Annotated in this window: 22 protein-coding genes; 6 read left to right on the plus strand and 16 right to left on the minus strand. The window is 28.3% G+C overall.

Annotated elements, in window-relative coordinates; genetic code table 11:
- Positions 1-18: 18 nt before the first annotated feature.
- From I2A66_RS14045 to yabG, 3 genes are all read right to left on the minus strand, one after another.
- On the minus strand, positions 19-1,569 hold the full coding sequence (locus I2A66_RS14045) for a DUF3794 and LysM peptidoglycan-binding domain-containing protein (RefSeq protein ID WP_195251890.1): 1,551 nt from the start codon (positions 1,567-1,569) through the stop codon (positions 19-21).
- Between the two features lie 97 nt (positions 1,570-1,666).
- On the minus strand, positions 1,667-1,939 hold the full coding sequence (locus I2A66_RS14050; RefSeq protein WP_147516750.1) for a Veg family protein: 273 nt from the start codon (positions 1,937-1,939) through the stop codon (positions 1,667-1,669).
- Between the two features lie 143 nt (positions 1,940-2,082).
- Complete coding sequence (yabG, locus tag I2A66_RS14055) at positions 2,083-2,943, minus strand: sporulation peptidase YabG (protein WP_122640877.1); 861 nt, start codon at positions 2,941-2,943, stop codon at positions 2,083-2,085.
- A 172-nt stretch (positions 2,944-3,115) separates the two neighbouring features.
- Here yabG and I2A66_RS14060 point away from each other — a divergent pair, with 172 nt between their 5' ends.
- A complete protein-coding gene (locus I2A66_RS14060; RefSeq protein ID WP_122640878.1) occupies positions 3,116-4,018 on the plus strand; it encodes a PfkB family carbohydrate kinase in 903 nt (300 codons plus the stop codon).
- Positions 4,012-4,767, plus strand: coding sequence for a pseudouridine-5'-phosphate glycosidase (locus I2A66_RS14065; protein WP_122640879.1), 756 nt, complete (start codon positions 4,012-4,014; stop codon positions 4,765-4,767). Before I2A66_RS14060 ends, I2A66_RS14065 begins: the two co-directional genes overlap by 7 nt.
- Before the next feature lie 84 nt (positions 4,768-4,851).
- On the opposite strand, the gene I2A66_RS14070 is transcribed toward I2A66_RS14065, so the two are convergent.
- The 4 genes from I2A66_RS14070 to I2A66_RS14085 all read right to left on the minus strand — a co-directional run bounded on the left by I2A66_RS14070 (position 4,852) and on the right by I2A66_RS14085 (position 7,919).
- Positions 4,852-5,349 (minus strand): SEC-C metal-binding domain-containing protein, encoded by a 498-nt coding sequence (locus tag I2A66_RS14070; protein WP_122640881.1) that lies wholly within the window; start codon positions 5,347-5,349, stop codon positions 4,852-4,854.
- An 83-nt stretch (positions 5,350-5,432) separates the two neighbouring features.
- The gene (locus I2A66_RS14075) at positions 5,433-6,140 is read right to left on the minus strand and encodes a UPF0489 family protein (RefSeq protein WP_122640882.1); all 708 of its coding nucleotides are present in this window, start codon (positions 6,138-6,140) and stop codon (positions 5,433-5,435) included.
- Positions 6,141-6,375: 235 nt separating this feature from the next.
- Positions 6,376-7,047, minus strand: coding sequence for an RluA family pseudouridine synthase (locus tag I2A66_RS14080; RefSeq protein ID WP_122640884.1), 672 nt, complete (start codon positions 7,045-7,047; stop codon positions 6,376-6,378).
- Positions 7,047-7,919: a class I SAM-dependent methyltransferase gene (locus I2A66_RS14085; protein WP_195251891.1), complete on the minus strand. Its 873-nt coding sequence runs from the start codon at positions 7,917-7,919 to the stop codon at positions 7,047-7,049. The genes I2A66_RS14080 and I2A66_RS14085 overlap by 1 nt, the downstream gene beginning before the upstream one ends.
- Before the next feature lie 196 nt (positions 7,920-8,115).
- On the opposite strand from I2A66_RS14085, the gene I2A66_RS14090 reads away from it, so the two are divergent.
- Positions 8,116-8,844 carry a DUF3298 and DUF4163 domain-containing protein gene (locus I2A66_RS14090; RefSeq protein ID WP_122640887.1) on the plus strand — a complete coding sequence of 243 codons (729 nt, stop codon included), beginning with the start codon at positions 8,116-8,118 and terminating at the stop codon, positions 8,842-8,844.
- A 131-nt stretch (positions 8,845-8,975) separates the two neighbouring features.
- Positions 8,976-9,161, plus strand: coding sequence for a hypothetical protein (locus I2A66_RS14095; protein ID WP_122640889.1), 186 nt, complete (start codon positions 8,976-8,978; stop codon positions 9,159-9,161).
- Positions 9,162-9,206: 45 nt separating this feature from the next.
- Here the strand turns inward: I2A66_RS14095 and carB are convergent, their stop codons facing one another.
- The 4 genes from carB to I2A66_RS14115 form a co-directional block, all read right to left on the minus strand.
- Positions 9,207-12,413 carry a carbamoyl-phosphate synthase large subunit gene (gene carB / locus I2A66_RS14100; protein WP_122640890.1) on the minus strand — a complete coding sequence of 1,069 codons (3,207 nt, stop codon included), beginning with the start codon at positions 12,411-12,413 and terminating at the stop codon, positions 9,207-9,209.
- A gap of 38 nt (positions 12,414-12,451) precedes the next feature.
- Complete coding sequence (locus I2A66_RS14105; RefSeq protein ID WP_195251892.1) at positions 12,452-13,498, minus strand: carbamoyl phosphate synthase small subunit; 1,047 nt, start codon at positions 13,496-13,498, stop codon at positions 12,452-12,454.
- A gap of 12 nt (positions 13,499-13,510) precedes the next feature.
- On the minus strand, positions 13,511-14,227 hold the full coding sequence (pyrF, locus tag I2A66_RS14110; protein WP_195251893.1) for an orotidine-5'-phosphate decarboxylase: 717 nt from the start codon (positions 14,225-14,227) through the stop codon (positions 13,511-13,513).
- A gap of 381 nt (positions 14,228-14,608) precedes the next feature.
- Positions 14,609-15,418, minus strand: coding sequence for a nitroreductase family protein (locus I2A66_RS14115; RefSeq protein WP_122640893.1), 810 nt, complete (start codon positions 15,416-15,418; stop codon positions 14,609-14,611).
- Positions 15,419-15,694: 276 nt separating this feature from the next.
- On the opposite strand from I2A66_RS14115, the gene I2A66_RS14120 reads away from it, so the two are divergent.
- Positions 15,695-16,924, plus strand: a complete 1,230-nt coding sequence (locus I2A66_RS14120) for an aminopeptidase (protein ID WP_122640894.1) — start codon at positions 15,695-15,697, stop codon at positions 16,922-16,924.
- Positions 16,925-17,095: 171 nt separating this feature from the next.
- Here I2A66_RS14120 and I2A66_RS14125 read toward each other — a convergent pair whose 3' ends face one another.
- From I2A66_RS14125 to I2A66_RS14135, 5 genes are all read right to left on the minus strand, one after another.
- Entirely contained in the window at positions 17,096-18,055 is a 960-nt protein-coding gene (locus tag I2A66_RS14125; protein ID WP_164489081.1) for a carbohydrate kinase family protein, read from the minus strand.
- Between the two features lie 143 nt (positions 18,056-18,198).
- A complete protein-coding gene (locus I2A66_RS17690) occupies positions 18,199-18,429 on the minus strand; it encodes a cobalamin-dependent protein (protein ID WP_330566295.1) in 231 nt (76 codons plus the stop codon).
- A gap of 15 nt (positions 18,430-18,444) precedes the next feature.
- The gene (locus tag I2A66_RS17695) at positions 18,445-18,636 is read right to left on the minus strand and encodes a hypothetical protein (protein WP_330566296.1); all 192 of its coding nucleotides are present in this window, start codon (positions 18,634-18,636) and stop codon (positions 18,445-18,447) included.
- Positions 18,637-18,670: 34 nt separating this feature from the next.
- The gene (locus tag I2A66_RS17700; protein ID WP_330615483.1) at positions 18,671-19,597 is read right to left on the minus strand and encodes a homocysteine S-methyltransferase family protein; all 927 of its coding nucleotides are present in this window, start codon (positions 19,595-19,597) and stop codon (positions 18,671-18,673) included.
- Positions 19,598-19,622: 25 nt separating this feature from the next.
- Complete coding sequence (locus tag I2A66_RS14135) at positions 19,623-20,078, minus strand: S-ribosylhomocysteine lyase (RefSeq protein WP_122640895.1); 456 nt, start codon at positions 20,076-20,078, stop codon at positions 19,623-19,625.
- 252 nt (positions 20,079-20,330) lie between these two features.
- Between I2A66_RS14135 and I2A66_RS14140 the strand changes: the two genes are divergently transcribed.
- Positions 20,331-21,050, plus strand: coding sequence for a tRNA 2-thiocytidine biosynthesis TtcA family protein (locus I2A66_RS14140; protein ID WP_147516748.1), 720 nt, complete (start codon positions 20,331-20,333; stop codon positions 21,048-21,050).
- The last annotated feature ends 6 nt before the right edge of the window (positions 21,051-21,056 follow it).

The raw sequence follows: 21,056 nt of genomic DNA on the forward strand, positions 1-21,056 counted from the left end.
TTTTATTTTTATATAATATTAATCAACCATAACTACTTTCTTCTCTAATATTAAGCATTTTCCTGGTTTTAATATATCATCATCTTTTAAATCATTAAGTTCAGAAATTTCTTCTTCTGTTGTATTATATTTTTTAGCTATATTCCAAAGACTATCCCCTTCTTTACATATATAAACTATAATGCTTGGTGCCTTTGATAAATCATAATCTCCGCAATCTTCACCTTTTATTATAAAACTTTCTGATTTTTTATCTATTACTTCTATGAATCTGTTAACTTTAACAGACACATCTATTTGGTCTCTATTTAAATCAACTTCTACTTTTTCTATGCATACTGTATTGAATACAGACGAAGTATCTGATAAACCATCAACTTCAACATCGTGTTCAAACGGTATTTCTTCACTTATTTTATATACGATTTTTAATCCTTCTACAGGAACATATAGTATATCCATTTTTATTATACCTTGTATTATGCTTTTACCATCTTCCATATATGCATTTTCGATTGAAATTGATGGGCAAACACTTACAATATCTTTTATTTGTATATCTTCATTATCATTTTTTATAGTATCCCTAACTACAAAACTTTCTGTATCACTAGCTAATACTTTGTTTAGTTCTATTAATCTATGATCAAACTTAAGTACTTTTTGTGGTGAGTATGCATCTTGTAACACTTCTCGTGCAACTTCATCTGTCACTTTTACTTTACTACTTATAGTACAATCAATTTCTAATATACCAGTATTGCTATCACCATTTTGCTTAAATATATAATTAAAATCATTTATAGATAGTAATGTTTCTTCATTCATACCATCACAAACCCCAGGAACCTCTATAAATTGAGTAAAATCAATATCTACTTTATCTAGTTCTACAAGCTCTCCATCATAAGTGCATGCAAGAGGATTTATATCTAGTACACCACCAATTATAACCTTATTATCACTAACTCTACTTTCTTTTATTCTTACATATGGATTCACACTTATAATTGATTGTACTTCCTCTGTATTTATAGTTATTGTATCTCTTATAACACTCTCTGATTTTTCTATACCCACTATATCTTGATAACTAACTTCTTTTCTACTTTTTTGTATTCCCTCTACTTGAGATACATCTTTTACTATATCTAGTCTTTTCTTTTCAAATAGGCTACCTTTTATATTGATCAAAGCTCCTATTCTAATCTTTCTCTCATTCATTATTGTACAATCAACATGTTCTATTTCAGGATATAACATATACTCCATGTCTTGAGTAACATTATCTTTGTCTATTACCTCATTTATGTCAATTTTACCATCTACATTTGAAATAGTATTCTTATCATCAGCTATATAAATCACATTATAATTAAAACTACCTCTACACACTACTTTCCCATCTGCAATTTCTATTTTTTTCAGAGCTATGTACCCCTCTGTTTTTACAATGTCATACACATCTGATTTTTTATCTGGCACTACTGCCTCTGACTCTATAAATGTTTGAAATTTTCCAAAGTCCATTCTATTGTCAATCTTTATAACATCTTTTATTAGTTCCATATTTGTCCCCCTTGTATATAAAAAATATAAGTTATCACACTATATTTATATTTATAAGACAAAAAAAAAATTACACCTATTTTTAATAGGTATAATTTTAACTTGCGTTTAATTTATCTTTCTCTCTACCTTTATACACTTGTAACTTAACATTAGCTGTTAATAAATCTGAATAACTATAAGATACTCTTGAGTATCCATTTTGACTGTCGTCTAATCTTACAACAAATACACTAGGATAAACTTTTTCAAGTACTCCCTTTCTTGTTATAACTTGTTTTCTCCCCTTGTTAGCCTTTAGTATTATCCTCTTTCCTAAATGTCTTTCCAAACTTGATCTTATCTTATCTAAAGTTTGAACAGTAGCCACAATATCACCTTCTTTAAACGTTTGTATGTTTACATAATACCATGTTTTTATTTAATTGTCAAACGTTTAAACTAATAATTTTATATATTTTTTAATAAAAAGTCAATAGTATTTTTTAAGAATACAGTATAATATTGTTTTTTTTAGTATAAAATTGTTTTTGGCATAGCCCATCTAAATTTTCCTCTTGTTTCTGAACCACCAATTCCTTTATATCCAGTGACTGTCTGTTCTATAACTTCATCGATTGGTACAACAACATCTATTCTAGAGCAGGCTATTTTTTCTACTATAAATACTGGGTCTAGAGCATGAATCATTATTCTACCTGGTGAACTTGCATAGTTAGCACCTGATTTTATTATTTGTTCATAATTTGACTGACACGCTCCTGCAAATATTACAAGATTATCCACATTTGGTTCCCATTTTCTGGCTTCTTTAACAGCTTTTATAAAGTTTAATGAATTTCTATAATTACTTAAGTCCTTTATATTTCCTTTTTTTGATGTAAGTGCATCGTGACCTGTAATTACCAATATATCTGGATTATGCTTTTCTAAAAGACTTCTTACTTCTTTATATTGGTTTGCTTCAGATATAGAAACTCCAACAGCTGGTATTCCTAATTGAGTGTATACATCTAGGCATATCTTTAAATATTCTTTATCTCCATCTATTTGAAGTACTTTACCTGGCATTCCATACATATTAGTATTTGATTGAGCTTTTGGTAATCCCCTCATATTTTTCTTTTGTCTTTCTCTAGCCTTTTTCACTGATCTATATAATAAATTTTCTACATTTCTATCTATTAAAATATCATTCATATCAGGCATCTGTACAATTTCTAGATCTTCTAAATATGCATCTGCTAAAACCCTAAATGCAACCCCTTTTAATACAGCTATTTTTTTATTATTTTCATCTATATTAAACCCAACTATCTTAAATATAATATCTTTATTATATGACTTTCTCGCTACTATATCCCCTATTTTCATGACTGTCCTCCCAAGCAAAATTTATCTTACTTTATAATATGTCCATCAATGTTTTTTGTTCCTTATTGATGAATATAAAACATTTTATTGTTGAAAAATAGAAAATATGGTGATAACATATTTTGAAACCAATACTTATAAAAATAAGTAATTATCTATTTGGGGTGATAATATGACTGACAGAGAAAAAGAAATTTTAAGTATCTTAAAAAAAAATCCATTAATATCTCAAAAAGAACTTGCATCCATACTTTCTATAACTAGGTCTTCCGTTGCTGTACATATAACAAATCTCATGAAAAAGGGTTACATTAAGGGAAAAGGATACATAATAAAAAAAGAAAACTATATCACTATAATTGGAGGTTCTAGTATAGATATTGAAGGGATGTCAAACAATAAACTAGTAATGTTTGATTCGAATCCTGGAAAGATAAACCTATCTGTAGGTGGCGCTGGTATGAATTTAGCTGAATATATTCGTAAATTAGGATTTAATACAAAACTTATATCTGCAATTGGAAATGATTTGTATGGTAATACAATTTTATCAGAGTGTAAAAGTTATGGTATAGATGTAGATGATTGCTATATATCAAGTGATGATTCAACATCAATATATATATCAATATTCAATAATTTAAATGATATGCAACTTGCTATATCTCATATGGATATTACAGAGAAAATCGATGTTAATTTTATTAATTCAAAGCATTCAGCTATAAGCGATTCTATTGCTATTATACTAGATACAAATTTACCAGAAAAAACTATAGACTTTATAACAAAATTCTACTCTCATATTCCAATTTTAATAGACACTGTATCTTCTTCAAAGTGTATTAAAGTTAAAAATATGGTTGAAAGATTTGATTTTATAAAATTAAGTCAAAGTGAAGCTGAGATACTATCAGATATAAAAATTTATAATGAAGATGATATATCTAGATGTTGCAACTATTTTTTAAATAAAGGAGTAAAGCGTGTATTTATAAAAATAGGAAAAGATAAATTTATTTCATCGGATGGAATTAACTTAGAAGAAACATTAAAGGAGCTATCATTATGTTAGAAAAATATTTAAACATACATCCTGAAGTTCAAAAATCAATCTCTTTTGGCTACCCAGTTGTAGCCTTAGAGTCTCATTCAATCATCAATACTACTAATTACCCTAAGAATATAGAAGTTTCAAATAAAATTTGTGAAATTATAAGAAATAATGGGGCTATACCTGCTACAACTGCAATTATAAATGGAATATTAAAAGTTGGACTTACTGAAGAAGAACTTAATATTTTATTAACTAACAGTAAAACTCAATCAGCAAGTATAACTGATTTACCATTTGCTATATCTCATAGTTTAACATGTACTACAACACTATCTTCTGCTATAACAATAGCTAACCTAGCAAATATAAATGTACTTCTTACTAATAAGATAAATGGAATTTTTAAAACAAACTATAATCAGATACAAGTTCCATCTGATTTACAAAAACTATGTTCTAATGAAATTTTTATTATATCTAATAAAGTAAACACTGATATGGATTTAGACATTACATTAAATTACTTAGAGTCTCACAATATAATAGTTTTAAATAACAAAGCTGCAAAATATAAAATAAATTCTACATCTGAAATTTCAAAAATTTTTAAAATAAAAAAGGACTTAAATCTTGATGGTGGTTTTTTGATAATAAATTCAAATCTTATTGTAGACAGCGATGAAAATTCCCACATAAAACAACTTTATATTAATGCTGAATTAGCCTCTAAAATTGCTAGAGATATTTCACTTATATGCAAAAACTAAAAGGGTACTTCTCAGTTGAATTACTAAGATATTATTTCTTAATACTTCAATGAGAATACCCTTATTTATTCCATTATTTTCAAATTATTTTCCACAACACTTCTTATATTTTTTACCACTTCCACATGGACAAGCATCGTTTCTTCCTACTTTGTCTTCTTTAACTATAGTCTTAGAGTTTTTGAAAGCCTTAGTTAATTCTTTTCTCTTCTCTACAGATAATATTCCTTCCCAACCTGGTAAAGTATGTAACCAGTGTGCTTCTACAGCTACCATGTTGTAGAATAATTTTTCGAAATCTATTTTAACAGTAACCTTAGTGTCAGCTTCTATAGATTCTAAATCTATATCTTCTTGTAAGCTTTCACTTATTCCATCTAAGAATCCCATTATGTATTCATTTGAAGTATTGAATTTTTCAGCTAACTCAGCTACAGTTCCTTCTAATACTTCTATTTTGTCGTTTAATATTTCATTGTATATAGTTGTCTCTACCTTTAAGTACTCTTCCCAGAACTTTATTTCAGCTTCTTGGCTGTCATGGTTTTCACTTAAAGATCTCCATTCAGTAAATAAACTCATGTTTGAATCCTCCTAAAATTTATCTCTTTTTTATAATATAAATTACTTAAATTTCTAACTTATACTATAGTATAAATAATTAACTATTCTATTATATCATAATTAAATAATTCTTTTAATACTTTTATAGCATAGTCTTGCTCTATAAAGTAAGGACTGGTAGCTATGGTTATAACTTTCGCACCTTTTATAAGGTCTTTTATTTTATTTAACCTTAAGTCATAAGGTATATAATCCATATCTTTTGAGAATATATCTAAATCTATATCTAGTATATATTCTCCATCTATATTTATATCAAATCCATATGAACTATCTATTATTATAACCTCAGAAAAAATACCATATTTTAAAGCCGGCTTTATAAAGTTACCCACATTTAAAACTTTATTTGTATATCTAAATACATCTTTCATATTATATAAATCTACATCATAATTTATAGGTTCTCTCATATCCTTATGTTGATCTACATGAATTAATTTGCATCCCTTAGTAAAATGATTTAGATTAAGACTTTTCATCCAAAAATAAAGTGCATGATTGTGATTATCAAAAACATATACATCCTTATCACCTATATTACAGTGAACCATGTTTTTTAAGCCTTTAGCCTTTATTTCATTACCTTCATCAATCTCATTAAATACAATATTTTCACCTAAAACAACATCATTTAAAGTTCCTTTTATTAGTTTTGGAATAAATATCTTCTTATTTTCTCTTTCATCATAAGAAAAAACATTGTTTCCAACAGGTTCTTCAATATAAAATCCCACATAATTATTCATACTTAATTCCTCATTTACATACTAAAGTTTTTTTATTATTTGATTAAACTATTATACTATAATAGTTTAATCAATATTTTTATATTTACTTATCAAATATATTATTATTTTTAAACTTCATATCTTAAAATAAAAATAGAGCATCTATAAAGTTTATTTTTAAATATATAAACATAAAGACAGAATAATTATTCTGTCTTTATGTAGTACACAAAATAAATTTTATAAAGCCCTTTTATTTATCAAACAAATTCCATGGAAGTTCTTTTGGTGGCTCACAAATAAACTCCATTTTTTCTTTTGTTGTAGGATGATCTATTTCTATTTTATAAGACCATAGTGCAATTTGTTGCCCAATTTTATTTACATTTTGACCATATCTTTGATCCCCAAATAAAGGATGTTTCCTACTTGCAAATTGAACTCTTATTTGATGTGGTCTTCCAGTTTTCAAATCTATTTGAACCAAACTAAAATTATTTTTAACTTGTAAAGTCTCATAATTTAATTCAGCATTTTTAGAATCTTTATGATTCTTATTTACAACACTGACCATATTAGTTTTTTTATTTTTATAAAGATAATCTTTTAAAGTATCTTCTTTTTTATTCATAGCTCCATGTATAACAGCTCTATATGTTTTTTTAAAACTTTTGTTTCTAACTTGTTCTGATAATCTAGATGCTGCTTTTGAAGTTTTAGCAAATACCATTACTCCACCTACTGGTCTATCCAATCTATGTACTAATCCAATAAACACATTTCCTGGTTTATTATATTTTTCCTTTACATAGTTTTTAAGAAGGTTAACCATATCCTTATCATTAGTGTCATCACCTTGTGATAGTATATTCACAGGCTTTTCTACAACTAATAGATGGTTATCTTCATATATAACTTTTACCATTACTTACTCTCCCATCTTCCAAATATACCACATGGAAGAACTTTTCCATCTCTTGATGTTGGTATTCCTATTTCTCCACCATATATATTACCACCCTTAGCTTTTCTAGCTACTGTAGCATCTAGTATATGTTCTAATATTATTGGAGATAAACCTGTTGTATATGAGTTTATCAAGAAGAATAAAGGATTATCTGATAATACCTTAGTACATAAATCTACTAATCCATATAATTTTTCTTCTATTTGCCATACTTCTCCCTTAGGTCCTCTTCCATAAGATGGAGGATCCATTATTATAGCATCGTATTTATTACCTCTTCTTATTTCTCTTTCCACAAATTTAACAACATCATCTACTATAAATCTTACTTTTCTATCTCCAAGTCCTGATGTGTGTAAGTTTTCCTTCGCCCAAGTAACCATACCTTTAGATGCATCTACATGACAAACATCAGCTCCTGCAGCTGCACATGCAACTGTAGCTCCTCCTGTATATGCAAAAAGATTTAATACCTTTATAGGTCTTCCAGCATTTTTTATCTTTTCCATAGACCAATCCCAGTTAGCTGCTTGCTCTGGGAATAAACCTGTATGTTTGAATCCTGTTGGGCTTATATTAAATTTTAAATTTTTATAACTGATAGTCCACTTTTCAGGATATTTCTTTTTAGTTTCCCAGTGTCCTCCACCTCTTTCACTTCTGTGGTAATGACCGTGTGGATTTTTCCATAACCCACTTTCATTTCTAATCGGCCACATAACTTGAGGATCTGGTCTTCTTAATACTATATTACCCCAACGCTCTAATTTCTCTCCGTTACCCATATCTATAAGTTCATAATCTTTCCATTTATCTGCTAATATTAACATTATATTCCTCCTGTCAAAAATTCTTTTTAATCTTCTGTATTATACCATATTTAGTTATATTTTCGCTCTTTTAAATAGTTTATATACTTTCATTTGCTTTCTTACAAACATTATTTTATTTATTTTATTATTAATAATTTAAATTTTCATCGCATATTATATTGTAATTGATAATCTAAATAAAGGGGGATTCTTTGTGTCTAATTCTCAACCCGCAAGTAATTGTCTGTATAATCTTATTTATACTGATTTCAATGAAGAGTTTTCTAGAGGCTCTACTTTTCACTACAATATTCAATATCCAGCTTTCTTTAATTTTAATACCGGATATTTCTTCGCAAATCCATCTATATTAAATAATATAAGTAATCTTATAAAAGAAGATGTTAATGATTTTAGAGATGGCCTTGCAAAAGAAGAACAGGATTATAACTCAACTGTAGCTGATAATAAACCTGAAGAAAAAAGAATTTATAGCGCATTTTCTAATTTTGCAGTTACCTTTAATAAAAATCATTTGCTTAGTGTTATTATCAATGTATTAGGATTTTCCGGAAATAATTTACCTAGGTACGATACATTGTATAACTATAATTATGATTTACTTACTGGAAATAAAATCGCTTTAAAAGATATATTTAATCCAGGTGTAGATTATATAAAAGTTATTACTGACTATGTAAATTATAAAATAAACCAGAATAAAGATTTATACTTTGAGAATGTTGAATTTTTTATTACTGATGATCAAGCTTTTTATCTTGAAAATGATGGGTTAGTAGTGTATTTTGATGCTGGTCAACTTGCAAAGGAAGAGTTTGGAACTTCTAAATTTAAATTAACATTTAGTAAATTTGCTCCATATATACATCCTAGATTCTATTGTGAAGGTACAAATCTCAAAAGAAGAATTTATAGGAGATAAAAATTTAGTCTATTTATATAAGTTAACCTAAAGACTGTAAGCTATAAAATAATTAATAGCTTATAGTCTTTAGGTATATTTTTTCTATTTATGTCCATAATTTAGATAAATATATTCTAGGGGGTATAAATATGATTGAATTAAATAGACAAAGTATAGTTGAAGGAATACTTGAATTACAAAGAGAAGAAGAATTTAAATTAAAAAGTGCTTTAAAATCAATAAAGCTTATATTGGACGAAGATGGAATTTCAGATTTTGATAAATTAAAATATATAAATTCTCAACTTAGAGATATAATAATGCTTAATATATAAAATGGCTACCTCATACTTAAGGTAGCTATTTTATATATCTAATATTTACTTTGCTATATCATAAACTTCTAATCTAGATTTGTTTATTTGCTTTTTCTTAACACCCACTAAAGCTTTTAATGTATCTAAAGATGTCATTACTTCAGTTGAGAACTCAGTTGCAGTTCTTCTTATTTTAAATCCATCTCTAGTTGAGTCATTACCTTTTGTAGGAGTATTTATCACTATATCAACTTGTTTATTTCTTATTGCATCTAATATATTTGGTCTAGATTCCTCTACTCTATTGACTACAGTAGCTTCTATTCCATTTTCTTCTAAACTCTTAGCTGTTCCTGATGTAGCCACAAATGTATATCCTAGTTCTTTCATATCTTTTGCTATTTCCATAAATTCAGCTTTATCATAATTATTTATAGTAGCAAGCACAACTCCTCTTTCATCAGACATTTGCTTTCCTGCACCTATAAATCCTTTATATAGCGCTTCTTCTAAAGTTTCCCCTACACCTAAAACTTCTCCTGTAGATTTCATTTCAGGCCCTAAACTTACGTCAACTCTAGATAACTTAGACATAGAGAATACTGGAACTTTAACTGATATTAACTTAGGCTCTTTATATACTCCTGTTCCATATCCTAAATCTTTTAACTTAGCTCCTAACATACATTGAGTTGCTAAATCAACAATTGGCACTTTACTTACCTTACTTATATATGGAACTGTTCTACTTGCTCTTGGGTTAACCTCTATTATATATAATTCCCCTTGGAATTCTATAAATTGTATGTTAACCATTCCAAGTACGTTAAGCTCTAATGCTATTTTCTTAGTATAGTCTAATATTTTAGCTTTTATTTCATCAGATACATTTTGGCTAGGATACATAGTTATACTATCTCCAGAGTGAACACCAGCTCTTTCTAAGTGCTCCATTATACCTGGTATTAATATTTCTTCTCCATCACAAATTGCATCTACTTCTATTTCTCTACCAGTTAAATACTTATCTATAAGTACTGGGTTTTTCTTATCTCTTTCAAATGCACTTTGTAAGTATGCTTCTAACTTATGCTCTTCATAAGTTATTTCCATACCTTGACCTCCAAGTACATAAGATGGTCTAACAAGTACAGGGTATCCTAATTTACTAGCTTCCTCTATACCTTCTTTAACTGACCATACAGCCTTCCCTTTCGGTCTATTTATATTTAATTTTTCTAATAATTCATCAAACTTTTCTCTATCCTCAGCTGCATCTATATCTGCAAAATTTGTACCTAGTATTGGTATTCTCTTTTCATCTAAGAATTTAGCTAACTTTATAGCTGTTTGACCACCAAATTGCAATATTACTCCATCTGGTTGTTCTTTTTCTATTATGTTTAATACTTCTTCCTCTGTTAATGGTTCGAAGTATAATTTATCAGATGTATCGAAGTCTGTACTTACTGTTTCTGGGTTGTTGTTAACTATTATAGTTTCTATTCCCATCTTTCTAAGTGCTTTAACACAGTGAACTGAACAGTAGTCAAACTCTATACCTTGACCTATTCTTATAGGACCAGAGCCTAAAACTACAACTTTTTTCTTGTCATTTACTACAACTTCATCATATTGCTCATAAGTTGAATAGTAGTATGGAGATAATGCATCAAACTCCCCACCACAAGTATCAACCATCTTATATGCAGGCTTTATGCTATATAAAGTTCTTAATTCATAAACTTTCTCTGGACTTATTTTCATTAAGTCAGATATCCCCTTATCTGAGAATCCTTTTTTCTTTAATTCAAGAAGATACTCTTTAGTTAAGTCCTCTATCTTCATTCCTTTTAACTTTTCTTCTTGCTCTACTATCCATTTGAATCTATTTATAAACCACTTATCTACACCAGTGATTTGTTCTATCATATCTATTTTGTAGCCTCTTCTTATCATTTCAGCTAAGTCGAATAGTCTTTCATCATCTGGTACTACTATACTAGCCTTTAATTCTTCTAAGCTCTTTTCTTCAGAAGGAGCATGAACTAATGAGTATTTTCCTATTTCTAGAGATCTTATACCTTTAAGCATAGCTGCTTCAAAGTTACTTCCTATACTCATTATTTCACCTGTTGCCATCATCTTTGTTCCTAACTTTCTGTTAGCTTGCTTAAACTTATCAAATGGCCACTTTGGTATCTTAACTACTACGTAATCAAGAGTTGGTTCAAAACATGCGTAAGTTTTCTTTGTTACTGCATTTTCTATTTCATCTAATGTATATCCTAAAGCTATTTTTGCTGCAACTTTAGCTATTGGATATCCTGTAGCTTTCGATGCAAGAGCTGAAGATCTTGAAACTCTAGGATTTATTTCTATTATTGCATACTCTAAACTATGAGGATTTAGCGCTATTTGAACGTTACATCCTCCTTTAACTTCTATTGCATTTATTATATCTATAGATGCTTTTCTAAGCATTTGATATTCTTTATCGCTTAAAGTCTGGCTAGGTGCAACAACTATACTATCTCCTGTATGCACTCCAACAGGGTCTATATTTTCCATGTTACATACTGTTATACAGTTTCCATTACCATCTCTTATTACTTCGTATTCTATTTCTTTCCAACCCTTTATACTTTTCTCAAGTAGTACTTGTTTAACTGGACTTAATTGTAAACCTTGAGTAAGTATTTCTGTTAATTCTTCAACGGTTTCAGCTATACCTCCACCAGTTCCACCTAATGTGTATGCAGGTCTTACAACTACTGGATATCCTATTTTATTTGCAAATTCTAATCCACTTTCTAAATCAGTTACTATATCACTTACTACTACTGGTTGATTTATTTGTCTCATTACTTCTCTGAATGTATCTCTATCTTCACCTTTTTTTATAGATTCAACAGATGTTCCTATTATTTCAACATTATACTTTTCAAGTATACCTGCTTCATGTAATTCAACAGCTAAATTAAGAGCAGTTTGACCACCCATTCCTGCTAATAAACTATCCGGTCTTTCTTTTTCTATTATTTTTTCTATAAATTCTATTGTTAATGGCTCTATGTATATATTATCTGCAATCTCTTGATCCGTCATTATCGTTGCAGGGTTACTATTTATTAATATAACTTCTACTCCCTCTTCTTTTAAAGCCTGACACGCTTGAGTTCCTGAGTAGTCAAATTCAGCCGCTTGACCTATTATTATTGGCCCTGATCCCAGTACTAATGTCTTTTTTATACTCTCTATTTTAGGCATAATCTTAATCTCCTTAATCTCTTAAATATTTATAACAACTATACTAATTCTAAGAATTTATCAAATACATAATCACTATCTTTTGGTCCAGGACAAGCTTCTGGATGATATTGTACGCTGTATATTGGTAATTCTTTATGTCTCATACCTTCCACTGTATTATCATTTAAGTTTATATGAGTAACTTCCATATTTTCTGGCATCTCACATACATAGTACCCATGATTTTGAGATGTTATAAATACTTTCCCTTCTTCTAAATCTTTAACTGGATGGTTCCCACCTCTATGTCCGAATTTAAGTTTTCCTGTTTTTCCACCTAATGTTAAAGCTAAAAGTTGGTGTCCTAAGCAGATTCCTACTATTGGCTTTTTACCTACTAATTCTTTTATATTTTCTATTACTTCTTCTAAATCTTCTGGATCTCCAGGCCCATTTGATAAGAATATTAAATTTGGGTTTATAGATAATACTTCTTCTGGCTTAGTTAATGCAGGGAATACTGTTACATCACAACCACGAGATGCAAATGATCTTAGTATATTTTGCTTAACACCAAAATCCATAACTGCTACTTTAGGTCCATTTCCTTCTATACGTTCTATTTCTTTTCTTGTTACTGTCTTTACTGCCTGTGTATTTGAGAAACTTTCTAACTTAGCCTTAACATCTTCTAATGAAGTATTTTCTAAAGTTATTATTCCTCTCATTGTACCGTTATTTCTTAATATCTTTGTTAAAGCTCTCGTATCTATCCCCTCTAAACCGATTACTTTATTTTGCTTTAAGTATGTATCTATATCCATTTCGCATCTAAAGTTATTAGGAGTGTCACTCTTTTCTCTTACTATAAATCCTTTTACATGAACACCTTTCGACTCAACATCTTCTAAATTTATTCCATAGTTTCCTATAAGAGGATATGTCATTGTAACTATTTGACCATAGTATGATGGGTCAGTTAAAACTTCACCATAACCTGTCATTGATGTATTGAATACTACTTCCCCTACGCTATCCTTTAAATATCCAAAGGCTTTTCCCTCAAATATCGTTCCGTCTTCTAATATTAATTTACCCTTCATTTAACCTACCCCCTAAGCATTTTCTATTTCATTTACTATTTTTTCAGCTGCTTTTCTTGGATTTTCTGCTTTAGTTATAGGTCTTCCGACAACTAAGTAGTGAGCTCCTCTGTTTATTGCATCAGCTGGAGTAACAACTCTCTTTTGATCTCCTACTTCTGACGATGCAGGTCTTATTCCTGGACAAACTGTCACGAAATCTTTACCACAAGCCTCTACTATCTTATCAACTTCTTGAGCTGAGCAAACTATTCCATCTATTCCTGCTTCCTTAGCTAACTTAGCTCTCTTTATAGCTAATTCTTCTGTATTCATGTTACATCCTATATCTTGTAAATCTTGATTGCTTAAAGATGTTAAAACTGTAACTCCAACTATTATTGGCTTTTCTATATTTAATTTTTCTGCTTCTTCTTTTGCAGCTAAAGCACACTGTCTCATACCTTCCATATCAGATACATGTATTGTCATTAACCATACCTTATCTCTTACTGCTGCTCTTGCTGCACTTTGCATGGTATTTGGTATATCGTGAAACTTAAGATCTAAGAATACTTTTTTTCCTTTTTCATTTAAGTAATCTACTGTTTTTCCTCTTGTTGCTACATATTGCTCTAAACCAACTTTAAATATATCTACACTATCTTCTAACTTATCTATTAACTCTCTAGCTTTATCAAATTCATTAGTGTCAATTGCAACTATTAATTTTTCTTTACCATTTCTCATATGCCTTCTCCTTTTTAATAAAGCCTTTATCTAATAAAAAAGTCCTTATACCTATAAAGAGGTATAAGGACTCTATCTAAACTTAATTTTAAATCCATAATTAGTTTTTAGATATCTTTCTCAGCCTCTCTGGACTATTTTAAAAGACTTTATTCATTTTTTATTTTTATAAAAAAACCCTTTATCATCCAGATAAAGGGTTATAATGTAATCAAGTTTATATTATCTAACCTTCTTAGACTCTCTGGACTAAATTTAAGGTGTATTTTATTTTTATTTAACTAATATAATGCTTAAAACTCTCTCTGGAGTAAATTAAAGCTTTATCTATTTTTCTTAAAACAATTATTACATTAAATTTAAAGTATGTCAACAGTTCTTTTATTCAATAGATTTATTTTCAATTATACTACAAATATAATTTTTGCCTCTTTTTTTCTTTAAATTTATTTTTTCAAACTTTACATCTATATTAAACCTTTCACATGCTAGATAAAAGTGTTTTAATGCTATACCCATACTTATTTTTGATTCGTTTACTATACCTTTTTTAGGCTTCTCTTCATATACATCAAATCCATAATCTTTAGCGTAAAATACCCATGGCTGGCTATTTTTAATAGAAGGAGCGAATCTAACTGCTTTAAGAACTTTAATCCACTTTTTATCAATTTTTTTACAAATCTTTTTTAATCTTTTTCTGTCTGGTTCTGAATTCATAGATTTAAAAAGCTTTTCTTCTTTTTCTGCATATCCAAATGCAATTATAACATATGGTCTCTCTAACTTCTGTTCATAATCTTCATCTTCAATATCTATGTCTTCAAAATTAATAAACTCTAGTACGTCCTCTCTCTTTAAATTAGATTGTATCCAGCATGTAGCTATTCCTAGAGATGTTAACCCTAACACAATCTCTTCTACTGCAAAACCGATATTTTCTAAATAATCTTCACCTTTATTAGATGTTATTACTATGTAATGAGGAGCTTTTATATCACATGATTTTCCCATTAAAAATTGAATTAAATGCCCTCTATCTATTACATGTGCTTTTATATTTGATTCTTCATTTAGATAAGTTATATTGCTACATAGACACTTAACTTCTTCCATTAATGATGATTTTATACTTTTATTTGAATAATTTTTTATAGATTTTCTATAAAAAATAGCATCATATAACTCCATCTATTTCCTCCTAACTTAACAATTTATTTTAAATTGCCTTACTTCATCGATTTATCTCCATTACTCTATTATAAATTCTTTTAAATATTTTTGTACATATATTTAATATAAAATCTATATTAATTTATATTATTTTTACCTATAAATATACACATTACTTATTATTATATAAATCAATTTAAAATAAGTATTTTTCTCTTAGTTATTCCCTAAAATATAAGTATGATATAATAAAATATATATAAATTTTACTTAACTTAACATTGGAGGTATTATATGGATTTTAATAAAAATTTAGATAAGTATGCTGAGTTAGCAGTTAAAGTTGGTGTTAATATTCAACCCGGTCAAGAATTGCTTGTTAGATCACCAATCGAGTGTGCTCAATTTGTAAGAAAAGTTGTTAAACATGCTTATGATATAGGTGCTAAAAATGTATATGTAGAGTGGTCTGATGAAGAATGTACTCTAATAAGATACTTAAATGCACCTAAAGAAGTGTTTAATGAATTCCCAAGATGGATAGCTGATCAATATGTTGATATTGCTAAAAAGGGAGGTGCATTTTTAAGTATTCATGCTGCTAACCCAGATTTATTAAAGGATGTTGATCCTCAAAGAGTTGCTAATTATCAAAAAGCTTCTGGATTAGCTTTAAAAGAATGGAGATCTTATACATTAACTGATAAGTGTAAGTGGAGTATCGTATCTGTACCTACTGAGGCTTGGGCAAAAAAAGTATTCCCTAATGTATCCTCAAATGAAGCTATAGATAAACTATGGGATGCTATATTTAAATGTTCTAGAGTTGATGGGCAAGATCCAATTAAAGCATGGAAAAAACATAATGATGATTTAAAACTAAGAATGGATTTCTTAAATGATAAAAACTTTAAAGTTTTAAAATTTAAATCTGAAAAAACTGATTTAACTATGGAATTACCAGAGGGTCATATATGGCTAAGTGGTGCTTCGGTTGACCCTAATGGAGTTAAATTTAATCCTAATATACCAACTGAAGAAGTATTTTGCTTACCTCATAAATTTAAAGTTAATGGAATTGTTTATAGTACAAAACCACTAGTTTATGGTGGAAATGTTATAGATAATTTTTCCTTAACATTTAAAGATGGTAGAATAATAGACTATACTGCTAAAAAAGGTTATGAGACATTAGGAAAGCTTATAGAAACAGATGAAGGTTCTCATTATTTAGGTGAGGTTGCTTTAGTTCCATTTAAATCTCCTATATCTGATACTAATATAGTATTCTTTAATACCTTATATGATGAAAATGCATCTTGTCATTTTGCAATAGGTTCTGCATATAAGACTTGTATAAAAAATGGTGATAATATAAAAGATGAAGATCTTGATAAGTACGGAATAAACGATAGTTTAACTCATGTTGATTTTATGATAGGTTCTTCTGATATGAATATTATTGGTGAAACAAATAATGGAGATACTATACAAATATTTAAGGATGGAAATTGGGCTTTCTAGTAAAATATCTATATATAAAAAAATAGGCTAAGTTATAAAAACTTAGCCTATTTTAACTTTGTTGACGACAAAATTTTATATTAATCTATCTATATTATAATATAGATTAATTTCTAATACTAGGTTTATTGTACTTAAATTATATATAATTTATTCGATTTAGTAAAATCTTTATTTATCAAATTTTACTTCACTCCAAATTATATCATTTACGTACTTTTGAACTAAATCAAATCCCATCTCTGGATGAATAGTTTCTTCTGTAGATATAGTTATTGTAGACATTGATATAGCAAACTTTAGTGTATCTATTAAGTTGCACTTGTTAGCATATCCATATGCTATACCTGCTACAAATGAGTCTCCTGCACCTGTAACGTTTACAACATTTACATCATTAGCTTTAATTTTACCTTCTTCTACTCCATTATTGTAGTAGATTCCATCTTCATCTAATGTTATAAATACATTTTCTATACCTAAGTCGATGAAGTATCTTCCTGCTTTTCTTAAGTCTTCATCATTTTTTATTTTCATTCCACACATTATTTCAGCTTCATATCTATTTGGCTTTATTGTATGGAAGTATTTTATTAAATGTTTTACTTCTTTTGCTTTAGCCGCTGATACAGGGTCTAATATAAACTTAGTATTTCCACTAAAGTTCTTTAATATATATTCTACTATATCAGGTCTATCTGAATCTAGTATCATATATTCGGCGTTTCTTATTATATCAGCCTTAGAATCAATAAATTCAGTTGTAAATTTATCTATTATTTTCATGTCTACTACTGCAGACACCATTTCTCCGTGCTCGTCTAAAACGGCCATATAAGTAGGTGTATGTCCACCTTCTATAATTAATGAATTACTCATATCATAGTTCATTTGCTTAGAATGTTCTAGCATTGCTTTACCAGCTTCATCATCACCTAGGATAGATATAAACTGAGTATTAACTCCTACCCTTGACATACATTCAGCTATATTTCTACATACTCCTCCGAATGATGTCCTTACTTTTCCTGGGTTAGAATCATTACATCTATAGTTACTATCTGTAAATCCACATATATCAAAAACTGATACTCCGAAAACTAATGTATACCTTTGGTTATTTTCCATCATATCTTTTCGTACCCTCCCTAAGAATCACCTTCCCATTTTATCACATTCTTATGCTTTTTTTCTACATTTTTCGATTTTAAATTTCATTTATACAGATTTTTACAAAAAAAATAAGGGTTAAACCCTTATTTTTTTATTTTAAGTTAAAAACTAAGCTTTGCTATCTCAACTGCTGATTTTGCATCTTTTGAATAATAGTCTGCACCTATATTCTTAGCATATTCTTCTGTTAAAACAGCTCCACCTACAAAAACTTTTGTATCTATTCTATTTTCTCTTAAAACTTTTATAGTATTTTTAAGTGTTGTAGTCATAAATGCACTTAATCCTACAAGTTTTACATTATATTCTTTAGCTTTTTGTACAATATCCATTATAGGTACATCTTTTCATGAATCCATGACCTTATATCTATAATTTACTAACATTATCTTAACTATATTTTTTCCTATATCATGAATGTTACCTTGTACTGTTGCTACAATTATTTTTCCTTTTGATATATTATTTTTATTTTCTTTTAATAAATGATCTTTAATTATATTTAAAGAAAATTTTACTGTTTCAGCTGATTTAATCAATTGAGGTGGAAATATCTACCCTAATTTTTACTTTTTACCTATTGTATCTAATGTTGGATTTATAATCATTTTTTGTTTTATGTAATTTTATATTGTTAATATTGTCACATATCTCTTTTATAAATTTTGGACTTGTTCCACAACATCCACCTATAATTCTAACTCCTAGCCTTATAAAAACTTCTACTCCTTTATAGAAATCTTTTTCATTCATATTATAATATGCTTTACCATCTATTATATTTGGCAATCCTGCGTTAGCTTGAACTATTACTGGAACTGTTGCTATTTTAGTTATCTTCTCAATTATAGGTATAAGTTTTTTAGGGCCTAAAGAGCAATTAACTCCTATTGCATCTACACCTAAGCTTTGAATAGTTTCAACCATACTTTCTGGTGTACATCCTGTAAAGCTTCTTTCATCTTCATCAAAAGTCATTGTACAGAATATTGGTAACTCACTATTTTCTTTTGCTGCTAAAACTGCTGCTTTTGCCTCATATAGATCCATCATTGTTTCTATTATAATTAAGTCTACCCCTGACTTTACCCCTTGTATAACTTGCCTTTTAAATATTTCATAAGCTCTATCAAAGCTTAATTTACCCGTAGGCTCTAACATTTCTCCTATCGGGCCTATATCTAGTGCTACAAATCTAGGTTTAGAGTTATCTGCTTTTTCAATAGCCATCTTAGCAATTTTTATAGCACTATCTAAAACTTCTTCAACTGTATATCCTAATTTATCTAATTTTAATTCATTTGCTCCAAATGTATTTGTTGTTATTACATTAGATCCTGCATCTAGATACATCTTATGGATTTTCATTAGTACTTCTGGATTTTTTAAGCCAAATAACTCTGGATTTTCTCCTATTTCTAATCCATTTTGTTGGAGCATAGTTCCCATTGCTCCATCAAATATTAATATATTATTTTTAATATAATCTTTAATTTTCACAGTTATTAGCCCCTTTTGCTATCATTTATTCTCCATATATATTTAAAGAGAATCCTTCTTCTAATACTTTTTTTGCATATTCTTTTGCTCCAAATAAAGATAGATCCTTATAGTTACCACATTCAATTGGTGTAGCAGCTGGAACTTCTGTTGAATCTATTACCATTTTCAATGCTTTTTCTAGACCAATTTTAATTACAGACGAATCTACATCATCCCATACTATAAGATAGAATCCTGTTCTACATCCCATTGGAGATAAATCAATTATATTATCTAGTGTTTCTCTTAAATATGTTGCCAATAAATGTTCCAATGCATGCATAGCAGCTGTCCCAAATGATTCTACATTAGGCTGTAAGAATCGCAAATCAAATTTACTTACCTTATCACCTTTTAATCCATCTAAAACACAACATTTTCTAACATACGGTGCTTTAACCTTTGTATGATCTAATTTAAAACTTTCTACTTTTTGCATTTAAAATCCCCCTTATTATAAATTTTATTTCCATAGAAATATTATAAATAGTTTTATATTTTTATACATAAAAACGTCTAAAGTATTTCTTTAGACGTTAAAATATTCAGTTTACATGAATTATATATCACTTTATATCCAATGTAAATATTTTAATTTTTTAAAAATTCATTCTAATTGTTCATATTATTTAATTTTGTTATAATATTTGCATCGTTTAGATTTTACTTTCTAAAAAGGAGGAAGACATATATGCAAAAGTTACTTAGCAAAGCACGTCAAGCAATAAAAGATTTTAATATGATACAAGAGAATGATAAAATCGCTGTTGGTTTATCAGGCGGAAAAGATAGCCTTACATTACTTCATATATTAAAAAATTACCAAAGATTTTCACCAGAAAAATTTGAATTAATCGCAATTACTTTAAATCCTGGAGGAGTGGATAATTCACCTTTATATAAATTATGTGATGATTTAGATATACCATTTTATGAGGTACAAACAGATATAAAGGAAATTGTATTTGATATAAGAAAAGAAAAAAATCCATGTTCTTTATGTGCAAATTTAAGACGTGGAGCCTTAAATGATAATGCAAAAAAATTAGGATGTAACAAGGTTGCATTAGGTCATCATAAAGATGATGCAATTGAAACATTTTTATTGTCTATGTTATATGAGGGAAGAGTAAATTGCTTTTCTCCAAAAACACATATGGACAGACAAGATTTAACAATAATAAGACCTATGGTTTATATAGATGAATATATGACTAAAAAAGCTGCAAAAGACTTTAATTATCCAATTATAAAAAACCCTTGTCCTGCAGACGGTAAAACTAATAGACAAGATATTAAAGAACTTATATCAAATTTAAATAAAGAAATTCCTGGTTCTAAAAAAAATATTTTTGGTGCTTTAAATAATTCTGAAAGACTATTTATTTGGGATAAAGAAAAGATAAAATAAATTATA

Origin of the sequence: Romboutsia sp. 1001713B170207_170306_H8, from assembly GCF_015550495.1 — a bacterium.
Classification (GTDB): domain Bacteria; phylum Bacillota; class Clostridia; order Peptostreptococcales; family Peptostreptococcaceae; genus Romboutsia_E.